The following is a 17,565-nucleotide window of genomic DNA, read 5'->3' on the forward strand; positions in this document are numbered from 1 at the left end:
ATACCAGCTGTGTTGGCCCCGCTTTTGTCGATGACAATCTTCCGTGGCAAACCGTTCACCTCAAGCGCACGAGCGAAAAACTTCGTCGCTGCAGCTTTATTCCGGCGCTTGGATAGCATGAAGTCCAGGGTTTTGCCGAGTTTGTCGATGGCACGATAGAGATAAACCCACTCACCCTTCACTTTCACATAGGTCTCATCCATGCGCCACGAACGGTCTGCGGGACGCTTTCTATACCGCGCTGTTTCAGCAATGATGCCTGAATATCGGCTGACCCAGCGGTTTAGAGTTGCATGATCCAGATCAACGCCGCGTTCCGCCATGATTTCTTCCAAATCCCGGTAAGACACACCGTAGCGTAGGTAGAAGAAAACCGCGTGCAAGATCACATCCTTCGGAAAATGCGCGCCCTTAAATGAAATCGCCACGGTTTGCTCCTGTCATTTTCCAGCATGCGTTACCAGAACTGGTTTGGATCTGACAGGTGGGGACGGAGTTTGCGACAGAACCCGAATATTTGCCCGCGACAGATTCTTTGCGACGTCGGCTTCTAGGCCACGATCATGGAGCCTTGGGGCTGCGCATTCGCACGACCCAAAAAGCGTTTGTTGATGGGGCTGTGTGGTTTGACAGCAATCCGCTCGTTTGCCAGCGCTTCTGCCGCATTTCGATTACCAGAACGCAGCGCAGCTTCGGTCAACGTCCAATCGATGATGTCGCGTTGCGCGTGACTGCCGCCAAACGAGTTCGCGATAAACCGCGCACCATGAAGCGCTTCGGTCGCATCTTCGTAGCGGCTCTGCCAAAATGCCCGGAACCCTTCGATCAAGGGCAGCCCTGTTGCTGCGGCCCACCGCGATGTCTCGCCGCCACCGGCGGGTGCATTGCGATATTGATCAACGATACGATCGACCTCTTCATCGCGACCGGATCCCAGATAGGCCATGGCTGCGTGCCAATCATTGAACGGGTACAGCTTGCCATCGGCGTGGTTGTCCCAGCACGCTGCAACATCGGCCCAGCGGTCGGAAATGTCGTGATCTTCCAGATGCAAGCGCCACAGCAAGGCCGAGGCATCGACCAAATCCAGTGCCACGTCGCTTTTTCCTTCGCGGATCCGCGCATCGTACAGCTTGATCGCCTCATTGGCCTGACCAAGGTCGAGGTGATAAAGCGCCTTGTGCCACCAGTTGTGGACTTTAAAGAAGTTGTCATCACCCGACCAATTCAGTTCGCGCGACGCCATCCATTCGATGCCGTCCTCAGCACGCCCCTGCATTTCCAGCACATGCGCGACAGCGTGCTGCGCCCAGCAGTCTAAGGGATCGCGTTCAATCGCTTCCCGACCGACGGCTTCAGCACGGCCATAATCACCAGTCTCTTCCAGCCCAAAGGAGTACATGCCCAAGAGGATGGAATAGCCCGGCTGGTCTTCCGACCACTTCGGTAGGACCCGCGCAATTCGGTCCCGCATGTCGCGCGCATTGGCGCGGTAAAAGTCCATCAGGTGTCCAGCTTGCAGGCCCAGAATGTCGTGTGGAAACGACATGTTGTGACGATCCAGCTTGACGGCAGCTTCTGTCCAATTGTTGGCAAGAAGCGCATTCAGGGCATCGACATGCGATCGTTCCAGGTCGGATTTGGCAAGTGGGCGGACTGTCGCCAAAATGTTCCGTGCCTCGACCGCGGCATCAGGCTCGGTTGCCAATCCGAACAGATAGGCTTTCAGAATATACGGCATCGCAAAGTCCGGAGCGGCCTCAATCGCCTGGTCGACCAGCGCCACGGGATCGCCCCTGTAGATGTTGAACGCGCGCATGGCGGCGTTGAAATAGTCTGCGGCGACTTCTTTTGAGCCCGCAGCAGGCCAGTTTCCGGACAATCTCGTTTCTTGATGGGACATGTCATTCTCCAAACTCTTTTTTGACTGGGCGGATTGCCCGAATGCGATGGCTCTACCGCGCCGCCGCCTGCTCTGCTTGAAGCCAACTGGGAGATTTTTGGGAGATCATTGGAAATCTGTATTTGAGACTTCACTTGGGATAAAATGGCAAGACCGAGGGAGCAGTACGAGAATGCGATACGAGTTTGATGCCTTTACGTTAGACACTGACACCCGCGAGCTTCGCCATGGTGCGACCGCTGCCGCGCTTGAGCCGCAAGTCTTTGATCTGTTAGTTCTTTTGCTTGAAAATCGCCATCGGGTGGTTTCCAAGGATGAGATTGTCCAACGCGTATGGTTTGGACGCGTGGTTTCGGACTGGACCATCCTCGGCCGCGTAAAATCGCTACGTCAGGCATTGGGCGATGATGGGAGCGCTCAGAAATACGTTCGTACGTTGCGCGGGCAAGGGTTTCGCTTTGTGGCACCCGCCAAATTGGTATCGGTAGAAAGTGCCACGGCACTGGAAGCGTCTGAAACAGCCGAGCAGAAAACAGTCGGGGCGCCACCATGTATCGCGGTATTGCCGTTTTCGGCGATCGGCGACCTGGAGATCGGAAGATCACTGGCGGATGCAGTCCCGCGCGAATTGATCAGATCGCTTTCTAGTGTGCGTTGGTTACGTGTCATTGCACACGGATCGTCATTCAGGTTCCGAGGACAGACGATTGAGTTTGAAGACGTAAAGTCTCTACTGGGTGCACAGTACTGCATCTCGGGAATGGTGGAGGCGTTGGCTGGCCGTCTCTATGTGGATGTAGAAATGGCCGATACCCGTACCAGTGAGGTCGTCTGGGCAATTCGAAAAGAAGCCCCGATTGACGAGGTGCAACGTTTGCGAACCGAAATAGCCGGGGCCGTGCTCAATATCTCTGAATTTGAGCTTCCCGAACACGAGGCGCGACTTCTGGAAGTGGATGATGCAGAAAACCTGGATGCATGGTCATCTTTGCATCTGGGAATTCGTCATATGTATCGGTTCAACAAGTCAGATACAGAAATAGCCCGAAAGATGTTCGAACGTGCTGTAACACTGGAACCAACATTGGCACGCGCGCACGCTGGAGTTTCCTTCACCACTTTTCAACGCGTGTTTCTGGGGTATTCGTCCGACCTCGCCGCGGACCGACTGGCTGCCAGGCGCAGCGCCGAAGAAAGTGTTCTACTTCAACCGCGTGACCCGTTTTCGAATGTTGTGATGGGCAGAAGCCTATGGCTGACAGGAGATACAGAAGCGAGTAAGCCGTGGTTTGACCGGGCGGTCCTTGAAAGTCCAAATTACGCATTTGGCCGTTACGCTTCCAGTTGGGCAAAGGTTTTCACATCGGACTACGCAGGTGGAAACGAAATGACCGACCTTGCCATTGCACTTAGCCCGCTTGACCCGCTTCGAGGCGGCATGCTCTGCAATAAGATGTGGATCGCGCTTGCCGGGAAGGACTATGATGCTGCCGTTCAGTGGGCACAGCAAACCGCGCTGACTCCTGGTGCGCATGCGGGCCACGCGATGTTTGCGGCGATGACAAACCGTTTGGTTGGCAATAATGATGGTGTGTCGCGGTGGTTAAAAGAAACAAAGCGCCGAAACCCGGGGTTCAGCAAAGCAAAGGCAAAGGCTCTGGTTCCTAGTAGTCACACCGAATTTCGTGCCCTAACTGAAGAGGCTGCGATCGCGCTTGGTCTTCCCGACTAGTGGTCGCGACGCAAAATTGGAATTGGCGCGAGCTGCAAAGTGCATCTTCGGCATTTGGTGCATGAGCAGACGTCGGTTTGGTCATATGATCGAGATTCGCATGACCTAGTTGCGAAAGTCTGAATTGGGGTGCCCTCCGACGCTCAAACAAAACAATGGCCCAAATCTGATGGGGCGCTCTAGAGGTCCGCTTTAGGGAAGCTGCAACGCAGCTATGCTGAGTGGGATGGATGTCGCCTTTGGGCCGGCCGTTGCACTACAACATCACGCGCCTGCCATATGCTGAACCAGCGAGGTCAGTTGTTTTTCGCCGTGACCGTCATCCCATGCCGCCTTTGTACGGTCATGTATCAACTGAATAAAGTCGGCCGGAGCATTTAGAGAAAGGTAAGTCTTCAACGCATCCTCCTGCGCCAATGCGTAGACTTTCAACGAGGCTTCGGCACTGTCGTAATCTTCGACCGGAACAGTTCTGGCAAAGAGATCATGGTAGTCATTGACCAATTTGATCGTTGCAGGGAGTTGGTCGACATAAACCTGCATCGGGATGCCCGCGCTCTGGCAGACAAGTGCACCGTAGATCATTCCAAACATGAACCCCTGCCGAACCGTGAACAGGCCGGCAAAGAGCGCGGCAAGTGCTGCTGGTTTCTCTCCAACATGCGCGGACTTTCCACCCAATTCTCTGATGATGCCGCCATAACGGTCCCAGGTTCCGGCACTGCCCACTGTGAGGATTGTGGTTTCGGCGCCGCCAATGCCGGATGGGTAGGCGTTGATCATGCCCAGCATGTAACTGGTCCCCTGTTTCTCCAGTATGGCGACCAGTCTGTCGGCATCCGAAGTATCACCCGTGCTCATGTCGCAGATGGTCTTATCCTTCAGCGAAACGCTCAGCCCGCTGACCAGTTCAACAGTCTCCTTGTGGCTCTTGATACAGATGATGACAAAATCAGACGTCGCAACGGCATCATCCGGTGAAGAGCAGATCGTGGCTCCAGCCTCAGCGAAAACCGCTGCCTTTTCCGACGTGCGGTTCCAAACGCCGACATCGTGGCCTGCCTTGAGCAGGCAATGCGCCAGCGCTGAACCCATATTGCCCATTCCCAATACAGCAAGTTTCATAGTGTTTGCCTCCTCTGTCTGCCAATGAATTCCTGCACCAGCATGCGCCGGCATTGGGGGATCACATAGTTGTAAATTCTTCTATATTGTTAGATGATCTAACTTATGGATTGGCGCACGCTTCCCTCTTTGACATCTCTCAGAGCCTTCGCCGCCGCTGCCGAGTTGCGAAATCTGACCCGGGCGGCAGAGGCACTGAACGTGACCCATTCCGCAGTCAGCCAGCAAATCCGCGGGCTCGAACAACATCTGGGCACCCGGCTTATTACTCGTACCCGACATGGCATTTCTCTGACATCGCAAGGCGAATTCCTGTCAGCTGGCCTGCTTGAAGCCTTCGCTGAAATGGCCTCCGTGACTGAGAGCGTGTCGAGTGCAGAGTCGGTTCGACCGTTGGTGGTTAGCGCGACTCCGATGTTTTCAAGCGCGTTCCTCATGCCGCGTCTGTCGACGTTCATTGACGAATTTCCCAATATCGAGTTGAGGATCGATTCAACGATCCAAGCTGTCGACCTCAAGCCGGGTGGAATTGATATGGCCATCCGATATGGAACAGGTCGCTGGCCAGGGCTTGTCTCGCAGATACTGCTTCCCGGTTGTCTGACAGTTGTCGCTTCGAGCGAACTGATAGGCAACCGAGTGCTGAGCGACCCGATTGAGTTGCTCGATTTCACGCTTCTTCAGGAACAAGCGTCAGTCGAGTTTGACTTGTGGTTGGAAAAGGTCGGAATTGCGCCCGACGCCGAACGGAGAGTTGTCCGCATGCCCGGCAACATGCTGCTGGATGGCATCCGCCGAGGTGACGGTATCGGAGCGACGGTTCCTGCCTTTATCTCTGACGAATTGAAGTCAGGACAACTCGTGGCGCTGTTTGATGATCCAATACCGCAGATCGGCTATTATCTTGTCACGTTGCCTGGTCCGGCTCGACCAGCGGCAAAGCTGTTCATGCAGTGGCTTTCGAAATCAATCACCGAATATGAGAAAAGCCTGTTCCGATGGACGCCCGCTCACTTGCTTTAGGCGGTAAAGAGCACCGGCTAGGGTTAAATGGGGTATGAACTTGCAAGATAACGACCCGATAATGCTGCGCTTTCGATGAACGTCCGTTTCCAGGAAGTCAGAAAACCGGATATTTGAACGGATGATTGTCGGGTTTGGGCCGTCCTTGAGATTAGCAAAAATGTCATCTTCTGGGCTTGTACCACCAAGGTATTGCCTAGATAGCAGTACCATCATTTGAGGGTTCGTTCTGGAGGACTTCTATCATCAGGTGCTGTAGCAGGATGATCGTCTTCGCGTCACGAATTTCGCCGCTTTCAATCATTTTCATCGCGTCGGCAAGAGGCACTTCCAAGACTTCAATGTCCTCTCCTTCTTCCAGCTTGCCGCCGCCGACGGCAACCTGATCCGATGATGAATACGATCCTTTGAAAAAGGAAATATACTCAGTGACGGAACCAGGGCTCATATAGATGTCGAACAAATGCGTCAGCGTTGGCGTTTGAAACCCGGTCTCTTCGAGCAATTCGGCGCGCATCCGACCATCGGCATCCGATCCTTCCAGCAGCCCCGCGGGGGTCTCGATCAAGGCCTCGATACCGCCATTCAGAAATACCGGCAGCCTGAACTGACGGGTCAACAGCACACAAGTCGTTTCGGGATTAAACAACAGGCAGGTCGCGCCATTGCCCCGGTCGTAAGTTTCACGCGTCTGACGCTGCCATTCGCCGTTTCGGCGACGCAGTTCGAATTCGTATTTTGTCAGAATCCCCCAATTGTCCGCTAAAACTTCACTTGAGATCAGCCGAAACATCCGTTTTACCTTTCAATTGCGTCGGTGATGCGCAGGCTCAATTCGAACTGCGATACCGTAGGTTCAGCGCCTATTGCTTGAAGAAACGCGTGGAAATCATCCGACCTGCCATCAACATTTAGCAAACGCAACTTGTCACCTGGGTGGCATGCTGCAATCAGTGACTGGGCAATTCCCTCGCGACGACGGTCTTTTCGGACCCCAATCTGGGCAACTGTTCGCGTTTCGGGGATTGCAACGACATAACCCGCCAAACCGCGGGTGTCTGATACGGTCCAACATTTCACATCACTGGCAACCGCCGCAATTGCATCGGAACTGTTTTGCCAAGATGGCAGCACCTCTGCCAACGCTTGCGCCTTGCCTTCGATTTCTGCCCAGGACGTTTGCTGCACATCATGTTCGGGTGATCCCGGCAAAGGCGGCAGTTCAGAGCACTCTAGTCGTCGCTTAATTGTCATTCCCAAGGCAGAATAAAGATCGATAGCTTTTTGGTTGCCTGTCAGAACTTCGGTTTGGAAGTTGGTAATGCGTTCGTTTCTTAGGTCAACCAAACAGTCTTCGGCGAGTTGACGAGCCAGCCCCTGACGCCTGAACTCGGGGCGTGTTCCACTTGAGATCAGGTAAGCATGGTTGCGGCGAACAGACATCAACCAGATAGCCGCAATATCTCCTCCGACGATTGCAATGCGAGAGGCTTTGCGGCTCAAGCCGCGCTGCCGCATCATAAGGCCAAACTCCCGGTCCGATAGTTCCATCGGCACCGCGTAATCCGAAAATGCCCTGTTCATCGCATCGCGCAGGACATCATCTGAGACATGCTCGGCTGTTTTGATTATCGCGTTCATCATCACCAACTTTGGCTACATTAGTATAACGGGCGCTGCGGGGGATCAGCGAAGTCCATCCCGATGTCTTTCTTCATATGACTTGACCAATATTGAATGTCTTCTGGCTGGGGTCTCCGTCTTGGAGAGAGCAGGAAGTTAACATGGAACAAAGCCAGAAATCGTTTAAACAACGGCGGAGTGGGCATATCACTCTCCCATTTGTTGAGCTGATGGGTTATGCTGATCAGCGCAGATAAATATGAGATGAACCAATCTATATTGATGCATGGGCATAAGGAATATTTATGGTTGATCGAACAACCTTGCCTCCGCTGGCTGCGATCCGGGTCTTTGAAGAGGCCGCGCGGTGCAAAAATTTCACGCTAGCGGCAGACAAGCTTGGGATGACCCAAGCGGCCGTCAGCTATCAGATCAAGATTCTCGAGGAACGGGTTGGCGCGCCGCTTTTCATACGTGAAGCCCGCGGTGTGTCACTGTCAGAAATCGGAGATGTATTTGCTGAGAAAGCCACCGAAGCCCTCAATATCCTGAGCGATGCCTTTGCCGAAGCTAAGGGCGTTTCGCAACAGACCTTGGCGATCAGTGTCATCCCTACTTTCGCCACCAACTTTCTGGCGCGAAAGCTGGGCGGGTTTCAGATGGAAAACCCGAACATCGCGGTTCGAGTCGAAGTCAGCGAAAGCCTAGTTGATTTTTCAGCCAGCGGTTTTGACGTGGCTGTACGCGGCGGTCAGGGAAACTGGCGCGGGTTGGCAAGTCATCTTTTGATCCCAACTCGTTTTACCCCGATGCTCAGCCCGGATTTGGCCGCCACGATTGGGGGCGTCCACACACCTGAGGATCTTTTGCGGCTGCATATCCTCTCGCCCGCGGACCCGTGGTGGAACCGTTGGACGGCAGCCGCAGGTTTAGAGGGCACTGATCTGACCGGCGAAGTCCGGCAACATTTTGGTCCCCAGGTATTGGAAGCCAGCGCCGCGATTGCCGGGCAGGGTGTCGCCATGCTGACCCCCGCTTTTTTCCAGGATGAATTGAAAACCGGGCGGCTGATACAGCCGTTCGATCTGACATGCGAGGATGGATCAGGGTACTGGCTGGTTTTTCCCGAAAGTCACCGACATTCGCAGAAAATCAGAACATTCAGGAAATGGTTGGACATAGAAACGCAGGACTGGCGTATCTGAACAGATCGCCCGCCTAGTCCAAAGGCGGCAGCCTGGGTTCAAAGACGAATGATTTTACGATCGAAGTATTCGTTTCCGCCCTGTCATGAAAAGGCAGAAGAATCTCGTCCAACTCTGCCACATCTTTCAACAGCAAACGGGCGACATAACAATCGTCGCCGGTAACCCGGTCACAGGACGAAAAACGGGGTTGTTCCTCGATTATCTTCTCAACGATGTGCAATTGCCCGCTGCGTGGTTTGATCCGGACAAGAGCCTGAATTGTGTAGCCAAAGCGGCGTAGGTCTATCTGCGCGCCAAACCCGGCAATGAAGCCATGGTGTTGCAGGCTGCGCAGACGTTCACCGACAGCCGGACCAGTGAGGTCGACCGCCTTACCAATTTCGGACAGGCGCGCACGGCCATCAGATTCGAGGATCTCCACAATTTGGCGGTCTGTTTGATCCAATTCTTTCGACATGAAGGAAGACTACCCAAAAGGGCATCGATGCGAAAGAAGTTTCAGAAAACTACCATCGGTAGGGTTGGGACAATCGAACGCCATTCCCCTTAGGATTCTGACAACGATAGACAGGAGTTTCCCATGAACATTCAACGAATAGCGGCGTTCAGCCAAGGATCAGAGGGCGGCAACCCGGCAGGGGTTGTGCTTCTGCAGAACGCGGTCAGCGAGGACGAGATGGCGCGCGTCGCGTCCGACGTCGGGTATTCAGAGACTGCTTTTGCCGTTGCGCAAGATGATGGGGGCAAAAACTGGAGGGTGCGGTACTTCTCACCGGAATCTGAGGTTTCGTTTTGCGGCCATGCCACAATAGCCCTCGGCGCCGCATTGGGTGAACAAAACGGTGAAGGCACATATACACTCGATCTGAACGAAGCCACAATTACTGTGGACGTCGCTGCCACGAAAGAAGGTATTTTCGCCACCCTTTCATCGCCGCTTACCAAAAGTCGTTCTATGACCGAGGGCGAGGCTGGGGATGTGCTGGCGCTTTTTGATCTGACGTCAGAGGATCTCGATCCTCGACTGCCGCCGGCGCATATTCACGGTGGTGCCAACCACATCGTGCTGCCTCTGAAAGACCGCGCGCGGCTTGCGGCGATGGATTATGATCTGGACGAGGGCCGCACGGTGATGCGCAAACATGATCTGGTGACAGTGATGTTGGTGTATATCGAAGAAAATCAATCCTTTGTGGTGCGCAACGCGTTCGCCTCGGGCGGTGTGTTAGAGGATCCTGCGACTGGTGCTGCCGCCGCCGCCTTTGCCGGTTACCTGCGCGACAGCCAATGGCCGCATGGCGGCAGCTTCACCATTCGCCAAGGTGAAGACATGGGTAGCCCGTCCCTAATCAAAGTCACGTTGGACAATACGAAAGGCGCATCGGTAAAGGTCTCGGGCAGGACGCGTGATATCCTATGAACAACCTGCCCGGCATCATCCAAACTTATATCGATGCCTACAATCGGATGGATGTGGCGGCCATGTTGGCTTGCCTTTCGGACGACGTCACATTTTGTAACATCTCCGGTGGGGACGTCACGGCTGAAACCTCTGGCAAACAGGCATTTGCAGAACTGGCAAGTCTCAGCGTTCAGGCCTTTGCGAGCCGCCACCAAAAGATCGTGAACGTCATATCGGTCGTAGATTCCACGTTGATCGAAGTCGACTATTCTGCCGTGGTTGCAGTCGATCTGCCCAACGGATGGAAAGCCGGACAGAATTTGCAGTTTCGTGGTGCGTCGGCATTTCGCATCGCGGACGGACTGGTGGTCAGCATCGTCGACCAAAGCGGACACAGCGAAAAAACAGGCTGATGTCGGGCAATCTCATTTTGTTGGTCCTCACAGCAAACCCAGTCTAACCGACTGTGGCTTAAACGGCGACTTGGAAACGGAGCAAAAAATGATCACTCGATTGGCCCCAAACACATTGCGTGCTGTGCCAGAGCAGTATCAGGGCATTTATGTACATGGCACTCAGATTTCGGCACCAAAGACACTGATTTGTCTGTCCGGACAGATTGGTGTTTCACCCGATGGCGAGACCCGTGAAGGGTTCGAACAACAGTGTTATCAGGCGATGAATAATGTCGAAGCTCTGCTTGCCGATGCTGGGCTGGGCACCGCTGACATTTTGCGTGTCACCTACTATGTGACCGAAGCAAAATACCTGCCGGCGCTGTCCAAAGCTCGTCAGGCTCGTTGGAACAAAGGGCACGCCCCTGCGGTCACCACATTGGTTGTGGCAGGTTTGGCGGCACCCGATCTTCTTGTTGAGATCGAAGTAACCGCCGCGCGGTAAACGCTATGCCTGATCAGATATGGGCACTTGTTATGTTTGCTTTGGTGGCCACTGCCTCTCCGGGTGGTGCGACCACGCTCGCCACCGCATCCGGAGCTCGGTTTGGATATGGGCGCAGTGTTCCGCTGATCCTTGGTATGGCGCTTGCGCTTGCCGGGTTGGTTGGAATTTCCGGGGCCGGTCTGGCCAAGACACTTCAAACAGCACCTGTCCTGGAATTGAGCGTAAAGGCCGTCGGTTCCATGTATCTGGTTTGGCTTGCCGCCAGAATTGGGCTGGCAGGTCCACCTTCGCCAATGCAGTCTGATGAGGAAACCCCAATAAGTCTTGTGGGCGGCGTCATGCTTCTCATGATAAATCCGAAAGCCTGGGCTATGGCTTTGGGTGTTGCCTCGTCGTTTACCAAGCTGGCCAGCGGCCCCTTGCTGTTGGGTGGCCTATTGGCCCTTGTGTTCGCTTTTTCGGCATATCTGTCGCTGACCTTATGGGCGCTGGCTGGCAGCCTGGCTGCGCGCGCGCTGAGCGCCGATTGGCATTGGCATTTGTTCAACGGAACTATGGCCGTCCTGCTATCCGCTTCAATCCTGCAGTTATGGGTTTGAATATGTTGCCTGCCAGATCAAGCTGCAATCTTTATTGACATCATGGATGTCATTATGACATCAATAGTGTCATTATGAGTGACCCGACAGATCTCTACAACTTCATTCGGCTTGTCCGCCCGCTCTACAAGGTTCTGGAAAACGCTGTTGCACGTGAATTGGATGGTACCGGGCTGACTGTTACGGAACGGGCAGTGCTGGAGAGACTCCATGATCATGGACCACTGTCTGTTCCACGGATTGCTGACCGACTAATCGCTCCGCGGCAGTTTGTTCAGAAGACTGCGAATGCGCTGATTGAAAAGGGGTTTGTCGAGCGCCGCCAAAACACTGCGCATCGCCGCTCAAAGCTCTTGGTACTGTCACCAATTGGGGCTGAATTGATCGAAACTGTTTTGGCACGCGAGGCGGTCAACATCGCGCGTGTTTCAGATTGCTTGTCCCCCGAAGATATCGCGACCGCAATGCGCGTCACAGAAGTGATAATTGAAGGGTTTGCCGAAAAGGAGACGAAGGATGACTGAAGTTTTGGAGGGAGAGTGCCTTTGTGGTGCCGTTAAATACCGCGTAGATGCTGCTCCAATCATATCGGGCGCTTGCTATTGCCGTGACTGTCAAAAAACATCTGGTGGTGCGGAGGCCCATGGAATGATGTTTCCTGCATCAGCGGTGACCATTGTACAAGGCACACCATCGACATTCAGGCGCAACGTCGACAGCGGAAACGATGTGTTTCGGCAGTTTTGTCCGGATTGCGGAGTGCACGTCATATCCTGGAATAATGCAGCGCCAGAATACAAAGCAATCAAAGTCGGAACGTTAAAGGATCCATCGGCATATCAAAGCCAAGGCAGCTTATGGGTGTCTTCAGCTCAACCCTGGCACCGTCCCGACCCGAATTTACCGCAACATTCCAAGATGCCCTGCGTTACGGAGTTGTCGACTGGTCCGTAAGAATTCGGCTCCTTCATTTTTCTAATGGTGGAGGAGTGAATTCGAAGGTTTTTTATGCCGTGAGTCGTTCACCAGTTCCGAAAGACGACTGATGGTTAGGATCGACCCCAACGCATGAATTTGAATACCCATTGATTTTGCGTGTGCAGCGAATGTCCGAAAAGCGGACTGCGTCCGCAGCATCGCGACATGCTGCCGGATGTCTTCTGTGGGTGGCTCCTGCATTGCAAGAGTTTTTTGTCGATTTTCGCGGTCGTTTCGTCAGTACTGTCGTCTGTCCGGCCTGTTTATGTTTTGGCATTGCCTCCACTGGCCCTGATGAATTCCGCGAGCGAGGTTACAATCGGCTTATCGACCTCAGAGGGCCGGAGACATTCCCGGAGTGTCCCTGCTCTTGGTTGACTTACTTCCGCATCATCACTTCAACGTCTTGCATCTTGTAGGCAGTCTGCGCGGTCAGAACGCCGGCTGCCGGTATTCCTGTTTCTTTGTCAGCATCGCCCAGATGGAACGCGCTGCCTTGTTTGCCATCGCGACTGTTGCCAGCCGAAACGGTTTGTCGGCAATGATCTTGGCTGTCCAGAGATCGACTTTCTCTGGCGACCGTTTTGCCATGACCGCGCGCGATGTCATACCCACAACCAGCAGCTTTCGAATGTAGCGATCACCCTGCTTGGTGATCTTACCCAGTTTCTCCTTGCCGCCGCTCGACTTGTTGAGCGGGGTGAGGCCCAGCCAGGCGGCCAGATCGCGCCCGGTCCGGAACTGATGCGCATCGCCGATCGTGGCGACAATCGCTGAGGCCGTGATCGGCCCGATCCCTGGCATGCGCATCAACCTGCGCGCATCTGCGTTCAGCAGGGCATGTTGCTCGATCATCTTGGAATACGCGCGCAGTCAGCACTGGATTTCTCGAATGGAGCGATTTCTTTGCCGATCCCGTGGCAGAACTGGTTGATAAGGAACACCGGACGCTCTGCGGCGGGATCGTCCGTTGGTCCGGCAGATCTCACGAGTTGATCGCATTTGAAGAAGGCCGACTTGTACGAAGCCTCGAAAGCTTCCGATCGATTCAGGTCGAAGATCTGGTTGCGGAATTTGGCCTCAACCCAGCTGAAATCACCGAAGTGGTCGGAGATTCAGACGATCAAGCCCTGTGGATCAGATATCTGTGAACCAGGCCGGCGGCGGCACCCTTCTTTGCAATGTTTGAGGGTGTGGATGTGCAGATTTCACATAATTGAAATTACAAGTTGTGCCAAGCAAGCAAGGGCACATCTTAAACAAGCTTGCGACAAATGCCCTCACTTGCTGAAAAGCAAAGAGGACGGAAATTGGCCCAAACAGAGTTGGATCTGCGCGAGCGATGCAGAATTTAGAACACGATGAACGCAAAGCTGCTGTAACATGATATGTTCGCGGTTCGGCTTGATCTAGTCGAACACCCAATGCTTGTGAGAAAGTCGATTAAGACCAAATGATATCTAGCTACCGTAAAGAGAAGTTTTCAATTAAATTTGCAAGTTAAATGACTTTAAACCGTCGTTTCCAAGTTCGGATGATCTTGCACAAAGGTTTCAAAGTACTCGGCAAACGTGCTGACGATTGGTGGGAGTTGTTCGTAGGGTGGGTAATACAGTGTAAGCCATAGGGACGTAACGCTCCAGCCTGGGAGGATGAGTTTCACTTCCCCGGATTTTAATCCATTGCCGGTGATGAAATCCGGCAGGACGCATATGCCGTCTCCAGCAACGGCAAGCGCGTACAGGAAATCACCATTGTTGGAGATAATTTTCTCACCTGCCTGCACGACCCTGTTGCCACCAGCATGCGCGAGCTCCCAAGTTTCAGCGCTGCCTTGGGCGCTATAAGACATCAGAACCTTTGGGTTTAACTCACCCGGATGATTTGGCTCGGGAATGCGTTCAAACAGGGATGGTGCGGCGATCATGTGCCGTGGGACTTCGCACAGCTTGCGCCAAATTGTTGATTTATCTGTCGGCGGCCCGGACACACGTACAGCGAGGTCGCAATTTTCTTCGATCACATCGAGCAGGGTATCGGTGAAGTTGATCTCTACTGAAATATTCGGATAGGCGAGACGAAACCCCGAGATAACTTCCGGCAGCAAAGCGACACCCAGCGAAACAGGTGCGGTCAGTCTAAGGTGGCCCTTGTCGGGTTGGTTGGCCCTTAGAAGACTATGGGTAACCTCTTCAAACCCTTCCAGCAACGGCCGGTAGCGTGCAAGGACGGTTGCGCCCGCACTGGTCAGCGAAACTTGCCGCGTTGTTCGGACCAGAAGCTGGGTGCCCAGATCCACTTCAAGCTGCGCAATGATGCGCGTCACAGATGCCGGAGCGATGCGCAAGTCCCGGGCAGCAAGTGAGAAGCTTTTCAAGTCAGATACGGCGCGCAGAACGCGGATGGGTTTCAGCTCAATCATATCCGATTGATAATTGCAAATTAGTCAATAATAAACCAACAAACATGTCTATTAACTTAAATAATATACGCGCCATCTTTGATCCAAGTTGAACACTCGCCAAGGAGAGCAACATGATCAAGGATATCAAAGGGCTGCACCACGTCACGTCGATGGCTGCGGACGCCAGCACCAACAACGCTTTCTTCACCAACACCCTTGGCATGCGCCGGGTGAAAAAGACGGTCAATTTCGATGCGCCTGAGGTGTATCACCTCTATTACGGGGACGAGGTTGGAACACCGGGCTCAGTCATGACCTATTTTCCTTTTGGTCAGATGCCAAAGGGACGCAGAGGTGCAGGCGAGGTAGGTGTGACGGAGTTTGCCATCCCCACAGGTGGTGTCGAATTCTGGAAACAACGTCTTGCATCTAAGGGTGTGACTGGGCTGGCCGAAGGTACGGTCTTCGGAGAAAAGCGTCTGTCCTTTGACGGCCCCGATGGCGATAGCTTTGCATTCGTCGAGTCTGATGCGCGCGGTCGAACAGCCTGGACGCAGGGCGGTGTTCCCGATGAGGCCGGGATCCTTGGGTTCCGGGGCGCTCGGTTCGCTCTGAAGGATGTTGATGCGACGGGTGAACTGCTGACCTTCATGGGATACCAGAAGGCTGAAACCGAAGGTGAGGTCACTCGCTATGTGATCGAAGGGGGCAATGCTGCGGACATGATTGATCTGCAGCAGTTACCAACAGGTACTCCGTCCGCTGGTCAGGGCGCTGGGTCCGTTCATCATATCGCTTTCGCCGTCGAGGACCGAGCCGCGCAACTGCGTGTTCGGCAGGCCTTAGTGGATACAGGCTATCAAGTCACGCCGGTTATCGACCGCGACTATTTCTGGGCAATCTATTTCCGCACGCCAGGTGGGGTGTTGTTCGAGATCGCCACAAACGAGCCCGGTTTTGACCGCGACGAAGACACGGCCCATCTGGGCGAGGCGCTCAAGCTGCCCACGCGTTACGAGCCACATCGCAGCAAGATTGAGGGGCTTCTGCCCTCACTCGAATCCTGACGCTGGAGGTTGAAATGTCCAAAGATCTCTACACGGCGCTCGTAACGGCGCCACAGGCTGCCCGTCCGCTGGTCTTTGCCTTTCATGGCACCGGAGGGGATGAGCACCAGCTTTTCGAACTGGCTAGCCAGCTTGTTGCTGGCGCCGGAGTAGCCTCACCGCGCGGCGATGTCTCTGAAATGGGGGCTGCGCGGTTCTTCCGCCGCACGGCTGAGGGAGTGTATGACATGGAGGACCTTGCCCGCGCGACGGACAAGATGATTGCGTTCATCGAAGCCCATCGCGCATCGCATCCCGGTCATCCGGTCTATGGCTTCGGCTATTCGAACGGGGCAAACATCCTGGCGGCGGTCTTTCTCAAACGCCCGGACCTGTTCGAGCGGGTTGGCCTTTTGCATCCGATGGTCACGTGGGAGCCGAACGCACATCCTAAGCTGGTGGGGCGGAAGGTTCTGGTGACCGCCGGACGACGCGACCCAATCACGCCATGGCCAATGACGGAACGCCTTATCAGTTGGCTTTCTGAACATGGTGCTGAGGTCACTTCGGACGTCCATGAAGGCGGACACGAGTTGCGAAACTCTGAACTGACGGCTTTAGCCGCCCACTTCAACGGGGATGTCGGCTCCGGCTGAAGGTTCACGCATCGCATTCAACGTAGATAGGACGGCGGCTTCTTTGCGCGCCCAGGACATGAACTCATGAATATGCTCTTCACGTTCCCGGCCCGGGTGGCAACATATGAAATAGCTGAACCCGGTTTCCACCACCGGACCGAACGGGCAAACCAGTCGTCCGTCCGAAAGCGCGGAATACACCAGCAGCGAGCCGCAGAGCGCGGCACCCGCGCCCGCGATCGCAGCGTCAACAATCTGGCCACCCGGTGGTCTTTCGAACCGCATGGCTTTCGACGGATCAACCGCATTCGGAAGCCCGGCGTGTTGGCTCCAAAGAACCCAACTGGGAACCGACCCGTCCAGCATCGGCGTTGTATCGTACAGAACCTTCGCGGCCTTGATGTCGGCCGGAGACTCTATGCCGAAAGAGTCAAGCACGCCTGGGCTGGCGACTACCAGCATCAACTCGCGGTGAAGCAACTCTGTATAACGGTCCTCAGGCGGTTCGCTTGTGTATCGAATTTCTATATCCGCCGTCGCGTGAGTTTTGTGGTCCGACGGGTTTTCGGATTCAATGTGGACCTGAACGTCGGGGTGGTCCTTGGTGAACTTGTGCAGCCTTGGCAAAAGCCACTTGCTGATCAGCGCATTGCTGGAACTGATGCGCAGTTTGGGTGTCTTCTTGGGTCGGACCTCATCGACCACCTGACGGATCTGCAAGAACGCTTCGCTGATCGTTGGCTGCAAGCGCTGCCCTTCCGGTGTCAGATGGATCGCGCGGGTCTTGCGCACAAACAAGGGTATCCCAAGGTCCGCCTCGAGCGCTTTGATTTGTTGGCTGACTGCGCCCGGGGTGACCGAAAGCTCATAGGCCGCTTCCTTGATCGACCCGCGCCGCGCCGCGGCCTCAAAGGCGCGCAAACTCAGCAAGGAAGGCAATCGGGACAGCGGCATCTTAGTCCAAGCCTATAGTTTAGTCAG

At 54.5% G+C, this 17,565-nt stretch carries 21 protein-coding genes; 12 read left to right on the forward strand and 9 right to left on the reverse strand.

Going from position 1 to position 17,565, the window contains the following annotated elements:
- Together AC2FFE_RS19915 and AC2FFE_RS19920 are read right to left on the reverse strand one after the other, a co-directional pair.
- On the reverse strand, positions 1–428 hold a 428-nt coding region (locus tag AC2FFE_RS19915; RefSeq protein ID WP_496847501.1), incomplete at its 3' end, for an IS6 family transposase.
- Between the two features lie 122 nt (positions 429–550).
- Positions 551–1,903 (reverse strand): tetratricopeptide repeat protein, encoded by a 1,353-nt coding sequence (locus tag AC2FFE_RS19920; RefSeq protein WP_496847502.1) that lies wholly within the window; start codon positions 1,901–1,903, stop codon positions 551–553.
- 172 nt (positions 1,904–2,075) lie between these two features.
- On the opposite strand from AC2FFE_RS19920, the gene AC2FFE_RS19925 reads away from it, so the two are divergent.
- Entirely contained in the window at positions 2,076–3,635 is a 1,560-nt protein-coding gene (locus AC2FFE_RS19925; RefSeq protein ID WP_496847503.1) for a winged helix-turn-helix domain-containing protein, read from the forward strand.
- Between the two features lie 264 nt (positions 3,636–3,899).
- Here the strand turns inward: AC2FFE_RS19925 and AC2FFE_RS19930 are convergent, their stop codons facing one another.
- Positions 3,900–4,814 carry an NAD(P)-dependent oxidoreductase gene (locus AC2FFE_RS19930; RefSeq protein ID WP_496820979.1) on the reverse strand — a complete coding sequence of 305 codons (915 nt, stop codon included), beginning with the start codon at positions 4,812–4,814 and terminating at the stop codon, positions 3,900–3,902.
- Positions 4,815–4,865: 51 nt separating this feature from the next.
- On the opposite strand from AC2FFE_RS19930, the gene AC2FFE_RS19935 reads away from it, so the two are divergent.
- A complete protein-coding gene (locus AC2FFE_RS19935) occupies positions 4,866–5,783 on the forward strand; it encodes a LysR substrate-binding domain-containing protein (protein ID WP_496847504.1) in 918 nt (305 codons plus the stop codon).
- A gap of 196 nt (positions 5,784–5,979) precedes the next feature.
- Here AC2FFE_RS19935 and AC2FFE_RS19940 read toward each other — a convergent pair whose 3' ends face one another.
- Together AC2FFE_RS19940 and AC2FFE_RS19945 are read right to left on the reverse strand one after the other, a co-directional pair.
- Entirely contained in the window at positions 5,980–6,576 is a 597-nt protein-coding gene (locus AC2FFE_RS19940; RefSeq protein WP_496820981.1) for an NUDIX domain-containing protein, read from the reverse strand.
- A gap of 5 nt (positions 6,577–6,581) precedes the next feature.
- Positions 6,582–7,427, reverse strand: a complete 846-nt coding sequence (locus AC2FFE_RS19945; protein WP_496847505.1) for a GNAT family N-acetyltransferase — start codon at positions 7,425–7,427, stop codon at positions 6,582–6,584.
- A gap of 284 nt (positions 7,428–7,711) precedes the next feature.
- On the opposite strand from AC2FFE_RS19945, the gene AC2FFE_RS19950 reads away from it, so the two are divergent.
- A complete protein-coding gene (locus AC2FFE_RS19950) occupies positions 7,712–8,611 on the forward strand; it encodes a LysR substrate-binding domain-containing protein (RefSeq protein ID WP_496820984.1) in 900 nt (299 codons plus the stop codon).
- Positions 8,612–8,624: 13 nt separating this feature from the next.
- Here the strand turns inward: AC2FFE_RS19950 and AC2FFE_RS19955 are convergent, their stop codons facing one another.
- Positions 8,625–9,071, reverse strand: a complete 447-nt coding sequence (locus AC2FFE_RS19955; RefSeq protein ID WP_496847506.1) for an Lrp/AsnC family transcriptional regulator — start codon at positions 9,069–9,071, stop codon at positions 8,625–8,627.
- Between the two features lie 123 nt (positions 9,072–9,194).
- Between AC2FFE_RS19955 and AC2FFE_RS19960 the strand changes: the two genes are divergently transcribed.
- The 6 genes from AC2FFE_RS19960 to AC2FFE_RS19985 all read left to right on the forward strand — a co-directional run bounded on the left by AC2FFE_RS19960 (position 9,195) and on the right by AC2FFE_RS19985 (position 12,472).
- Positions 9,195–10,034 carry a PhzF family phenazine biosynthesis protein gene (locus AC2FFE_RS19960; RefSeq protein WP_496820986.1) on the forward strand — a complete coding sequence of 280 codons (840 nt, stop codon included), beginning with the start codon at positions 9,195–9,197 and terminating at the stop codon, positions 10,032–10,034.
- Positions 10,031–10,429, forward strand: coding sequence for a nuclear transport factor 2 family protein (locus AC2FFE_RS19965; RefSeq protein ID WP_496847507.1), 399 nt, complete (start codon positions 10,031–10,033; stop codon positions 10,427–10,429). The genes AC2FFE_RS19960 and AC2FFE_RS19965 overlap by 4 nt, the downstream gene beginning before the upstream one ends.
- 88 nt (positions 10,430–10,517) lie before the next feature.
- Positions 10,518–10,916, forward strand: a complete 399-nt coding sequence (locus AC2FFE_RS19970; protein WP_496820988.1) for a RidA family protein — start codon at positions 10,518–10,520, stop codon at positions 10,914–10,916.
- Positions 10,917–10,921: 5 nt separating this feature from the next.
- On the forward strand, positions 10,922–11,518 hold the full coding sequence (locus AC2FFE_RS19975) for a LysE family translocator (RefSeq protein ID WP_496847508.1): 597 nt from the start codon (positions 10,922–10,924) through the stop codon (positions 11,516–11,518).
- A 74-nt stretch (positions 11,519–11,592) separates the two neighbouring features.
- Complete coding sequence (locus tag AC2FFE_RS19980) at positions 11,593–12,042, forward strand: MarR family winged helix-turn-helix transcriptional regulator (protein WP_496820990.1); 450 nt, start codon at positions 11,593–11,595, stop codon at positions 12,040–12,042.
- Positions 12,035–12,472 carry a GFA family protein gene (locus tag AC2FFE_RS19985; protein WP_496820991.1) on the forward strand — a complete coding sequence of 146 codons (438 nt, stop codon included), beginning with the start codon at positions 12,035–12,037 and terminating at the stop codon, positions 12,470–12,472. Before AC2FFE_RS19980 ends, AC2FFE_RS19985 begins: the two co-directional genes overlap by 8 nt.
- Positions 12,473–12,928: 456 nt before the next feature.
- On the opposite strand, the gene AC2FFE_RS19990 is transcribed toward AC2FFE_RS19985, so the two are convergent.
- A complete protein-coding gene (locus tag AC2FFE_RS19990) occupies positions 12,929–13,351 on the reverse strand; it encodes a transposase (protein WP_496847509.1) in 423 nt (140 codons plus the stop codon).
- A gap of 62 nt (positions 13,352–13,413) precedes the next feature.
- Here AC2FFE_RS19990 and AC2FFE_RS19995 point away from each other — a divergent pair, with 62 nt between their 5' ends.
- Positions 13,414–13,647, forward strand: coding sequence for a hypothetical protein (locus AC2FFE_RS19995; RefSeq protein ID WP_496820993.1), 234 nt, complete (start codon positions 13,414–13,416; stop codon positions 13,645–13,647).
- Between the two features lie 359 nt (positions 13,648–14,006).
- On the opposite strand, the gene AC2FFE_RS20000 is transcribed toward AC2FFE_RS19995, so the two are convergent.
- On the reverse strand, positions 14,007–14,918 hold the full coding sequence (locus tag AC2FFE_RS20000; RefSeq protein WP_496820995.1) for a LysR family transcriptional regulator: 912 nt from the start codon (positions 14,916–14,918) through the stop codon (positions 14,007–14,009).
- Positions 14,919–15,031: 113 nt separating this feature from the next.
- On the opposite strand from AC2FFE_RS20000, the gene AC2FFE_RS20005 reads away from it, so the two are divergent.
- Both AC2FFE_RS20005 and AC2FFE_RS20010 read left to right on the forward strand, forming a co-directional pair.
- Entirely contained in the window at positions 15,032–15,967 is a 936-nt protein-coding gene (locus AC2FFE_RS20005) for a VOC family protein (protein ID WP_496820996.1), read from the forward strand.
- A gap of 14 nt (positions 15,968–15,981) precedes the next feature.
- Positions 15,982–16,602, forward strand: coding sequence for an alpha/beta hydrolase (locus AC2FFE_RS20010; protein ID WP_496820997.1), 621 nt, complete (start codon positions 15,982–15,984; stop codon positions 16,600–16,602).
- Here AC2FFE_RS20010 and AC2FFE_RS20015 read toward each other — a convergent pair.
- A complete protein-coding gene (locus tag AC2FFE_RS20015) occupies positions 16,564–17,538 on the reverse strand; it encodes a LysR family transcriptional regulator (RefSeq protein WP_496820998.1) in 975 nt (324 codons plus the stop codon). The genes AC2FFE_RS20010 and AC2FFE_RS20015 overlap by 39 nt on opposite strands.
- Between the last annotated feature and the right edge of the window lie 27 nt (positions 17,539–17,565).

The organism is Ruegeria sp. YTSA168, from assembly GCF_059610045.1.

What these genes read in the sequence shown, in the direction of transcription:
- AC2FFE_RS19920 (WP_496847502.1), bottom strand. Translation starts at nt 1,903, where the DNA reads ATGTCCCATCAAGAAACGAGATTGTCCGGAAACTGGCCTGCTGCGGGC.
- AC2FFE_RS19925 (WP_496847503.1), top strand. Translation starts at nt 2,076, where the DNA reads ATGCGATACGAGTTTGATGCCTTTACGTTAGACACTGACACCCGCGAG.
- AC2FFE_RS19930 (WP_496820979.1), bottom strand. Translation starts at nt 4,814, where the DNA reads ATGCCGGCGCATGCTGGTGCAGGAATTCATTGGCAGACAGAGGAGGCA.
- AC2FFE_RS19935 (WP_496847504.1), top strand. Translation starts at nt 4,866, where the DNA reads ATGGATTGGCGCACGCTTCCCTCTTTGACATCTCTCAGAGCCTTCGCC.
- AC2FFE_RS19940 (WP_496820981.1), bottom strand. Translation starts at nt 6,576, where the DNA reads ATGTTTCGGCTGATCTCAAGTGAAGTTTTAGCGGACAATTGGGGGATT.
- AC2FFE_RS19945 (WP_496847505.1), bottom strand. Translation starts at nt 7,427, where the DNA reads ATGATGAACGCGATAATCAAAACAGCCGAGCATGTCTCAGATGATGTC.
- AC2FFE_RS19950 (WP_496820984.1), top strand. Translation starts at nt 7,712, where the DNA reads ATGGTTGATCGAACAACCTTGCCTCCGCTGGCTGCGATCCGGGTCTTT.
- AC2FFE_RS19955 (WP_496847506.1), bottom strand. Translation starts at nt 9,071, where the DNA reads ATGTCGAAAGAATTGGATCAAACAGACCGCCAAATTGTGGAGATCCTC.
- AC2FFE_RS19960 (WP_496820986.1), top strand. Translation starts at nt 9,195, where the DNA reads ATGAACATTCAACGAATAGCGGCGTTCAGCCAAGGATCAGAGGGCGGC.
- AC2FFE_RS19965 (WP_496847507.1), top strand. Translation starts at nt 10,031, where the DNA reads ATGAACAACCTGCCCGGCATCATCCAAACTTATATCGATGCCTACAAT.
- AC2FFE_RS19970 (WP_496820988.1), top strand. Translation starts at nt 10,518, where the DNA reads ATGATCACTCGATTGGCCCCAAACACATTGCGTGCTGTGCCAGAGCAG.
- AC2FFE_RS19975 (WP_496847508.1), top strand. Translation starts at nt 10,922, where the DNA reads ATGCCTGATCAGATATGGGCACTTGTTATGTTTGCTTTGGTGGCCACT.
- AC2FFE_RS19980 (WP_496820990.1), top strand. Translation starts at nt 11,593, where the DNA reads ATGAGTGACCCGACAGATCTCTACAACTTCATTCGGCTTGTCCGCCCG.
- AC2FFE_RS19985 (WP_496820991.1), top strand. Translation starts at nt 12,035, where the DNA reads ATGACTGAAGTTTTGGAGGGAGAGTGCCTTTGTGGTGCCGTTAAATAC.
- AC2FFE_RS19990 (WP_496847509.1), bottom strand. Translation starts at nt 13,351, where the DNA reads ATGATCGAGCAACATGCCCTGCTGAACGCAGATGCGCGCAGGTTGATG.
- AC2FFE_RS20000 (WP_496820995.1), bottom strand. Translation starts at nt 14,918, where the DNA reads ATGATTGAGCTGAAACCCATCCGCGTTCTGCGCGCCGTATCTGACTTG.
- AC2FFE_RS20005 (WP_496820996.1), top strand. Translation starts at nt 15,032, where the DNA reads ATGATCAAGGATATCAAAGGGCTGCACCACGTCACGTCGATGGCTGCG.
- AC2FFE_RS20010 (WP_496820997.1), top strand. Translation starts at nt 15,982, where the DNA reads ATGTCCAAAGATCTCTACACGGCGCTCGTAACGGCGCCACAGGCTGCC.
- AC2FFE_RS20015 (WP_496820998.1), bottom strand. Translation starts at nt 17,538, where the DNA reads ATGCCGCTGTCCCGATTGCCTTCCTTGCTGAGTTTGCGCGCCTTTGAG.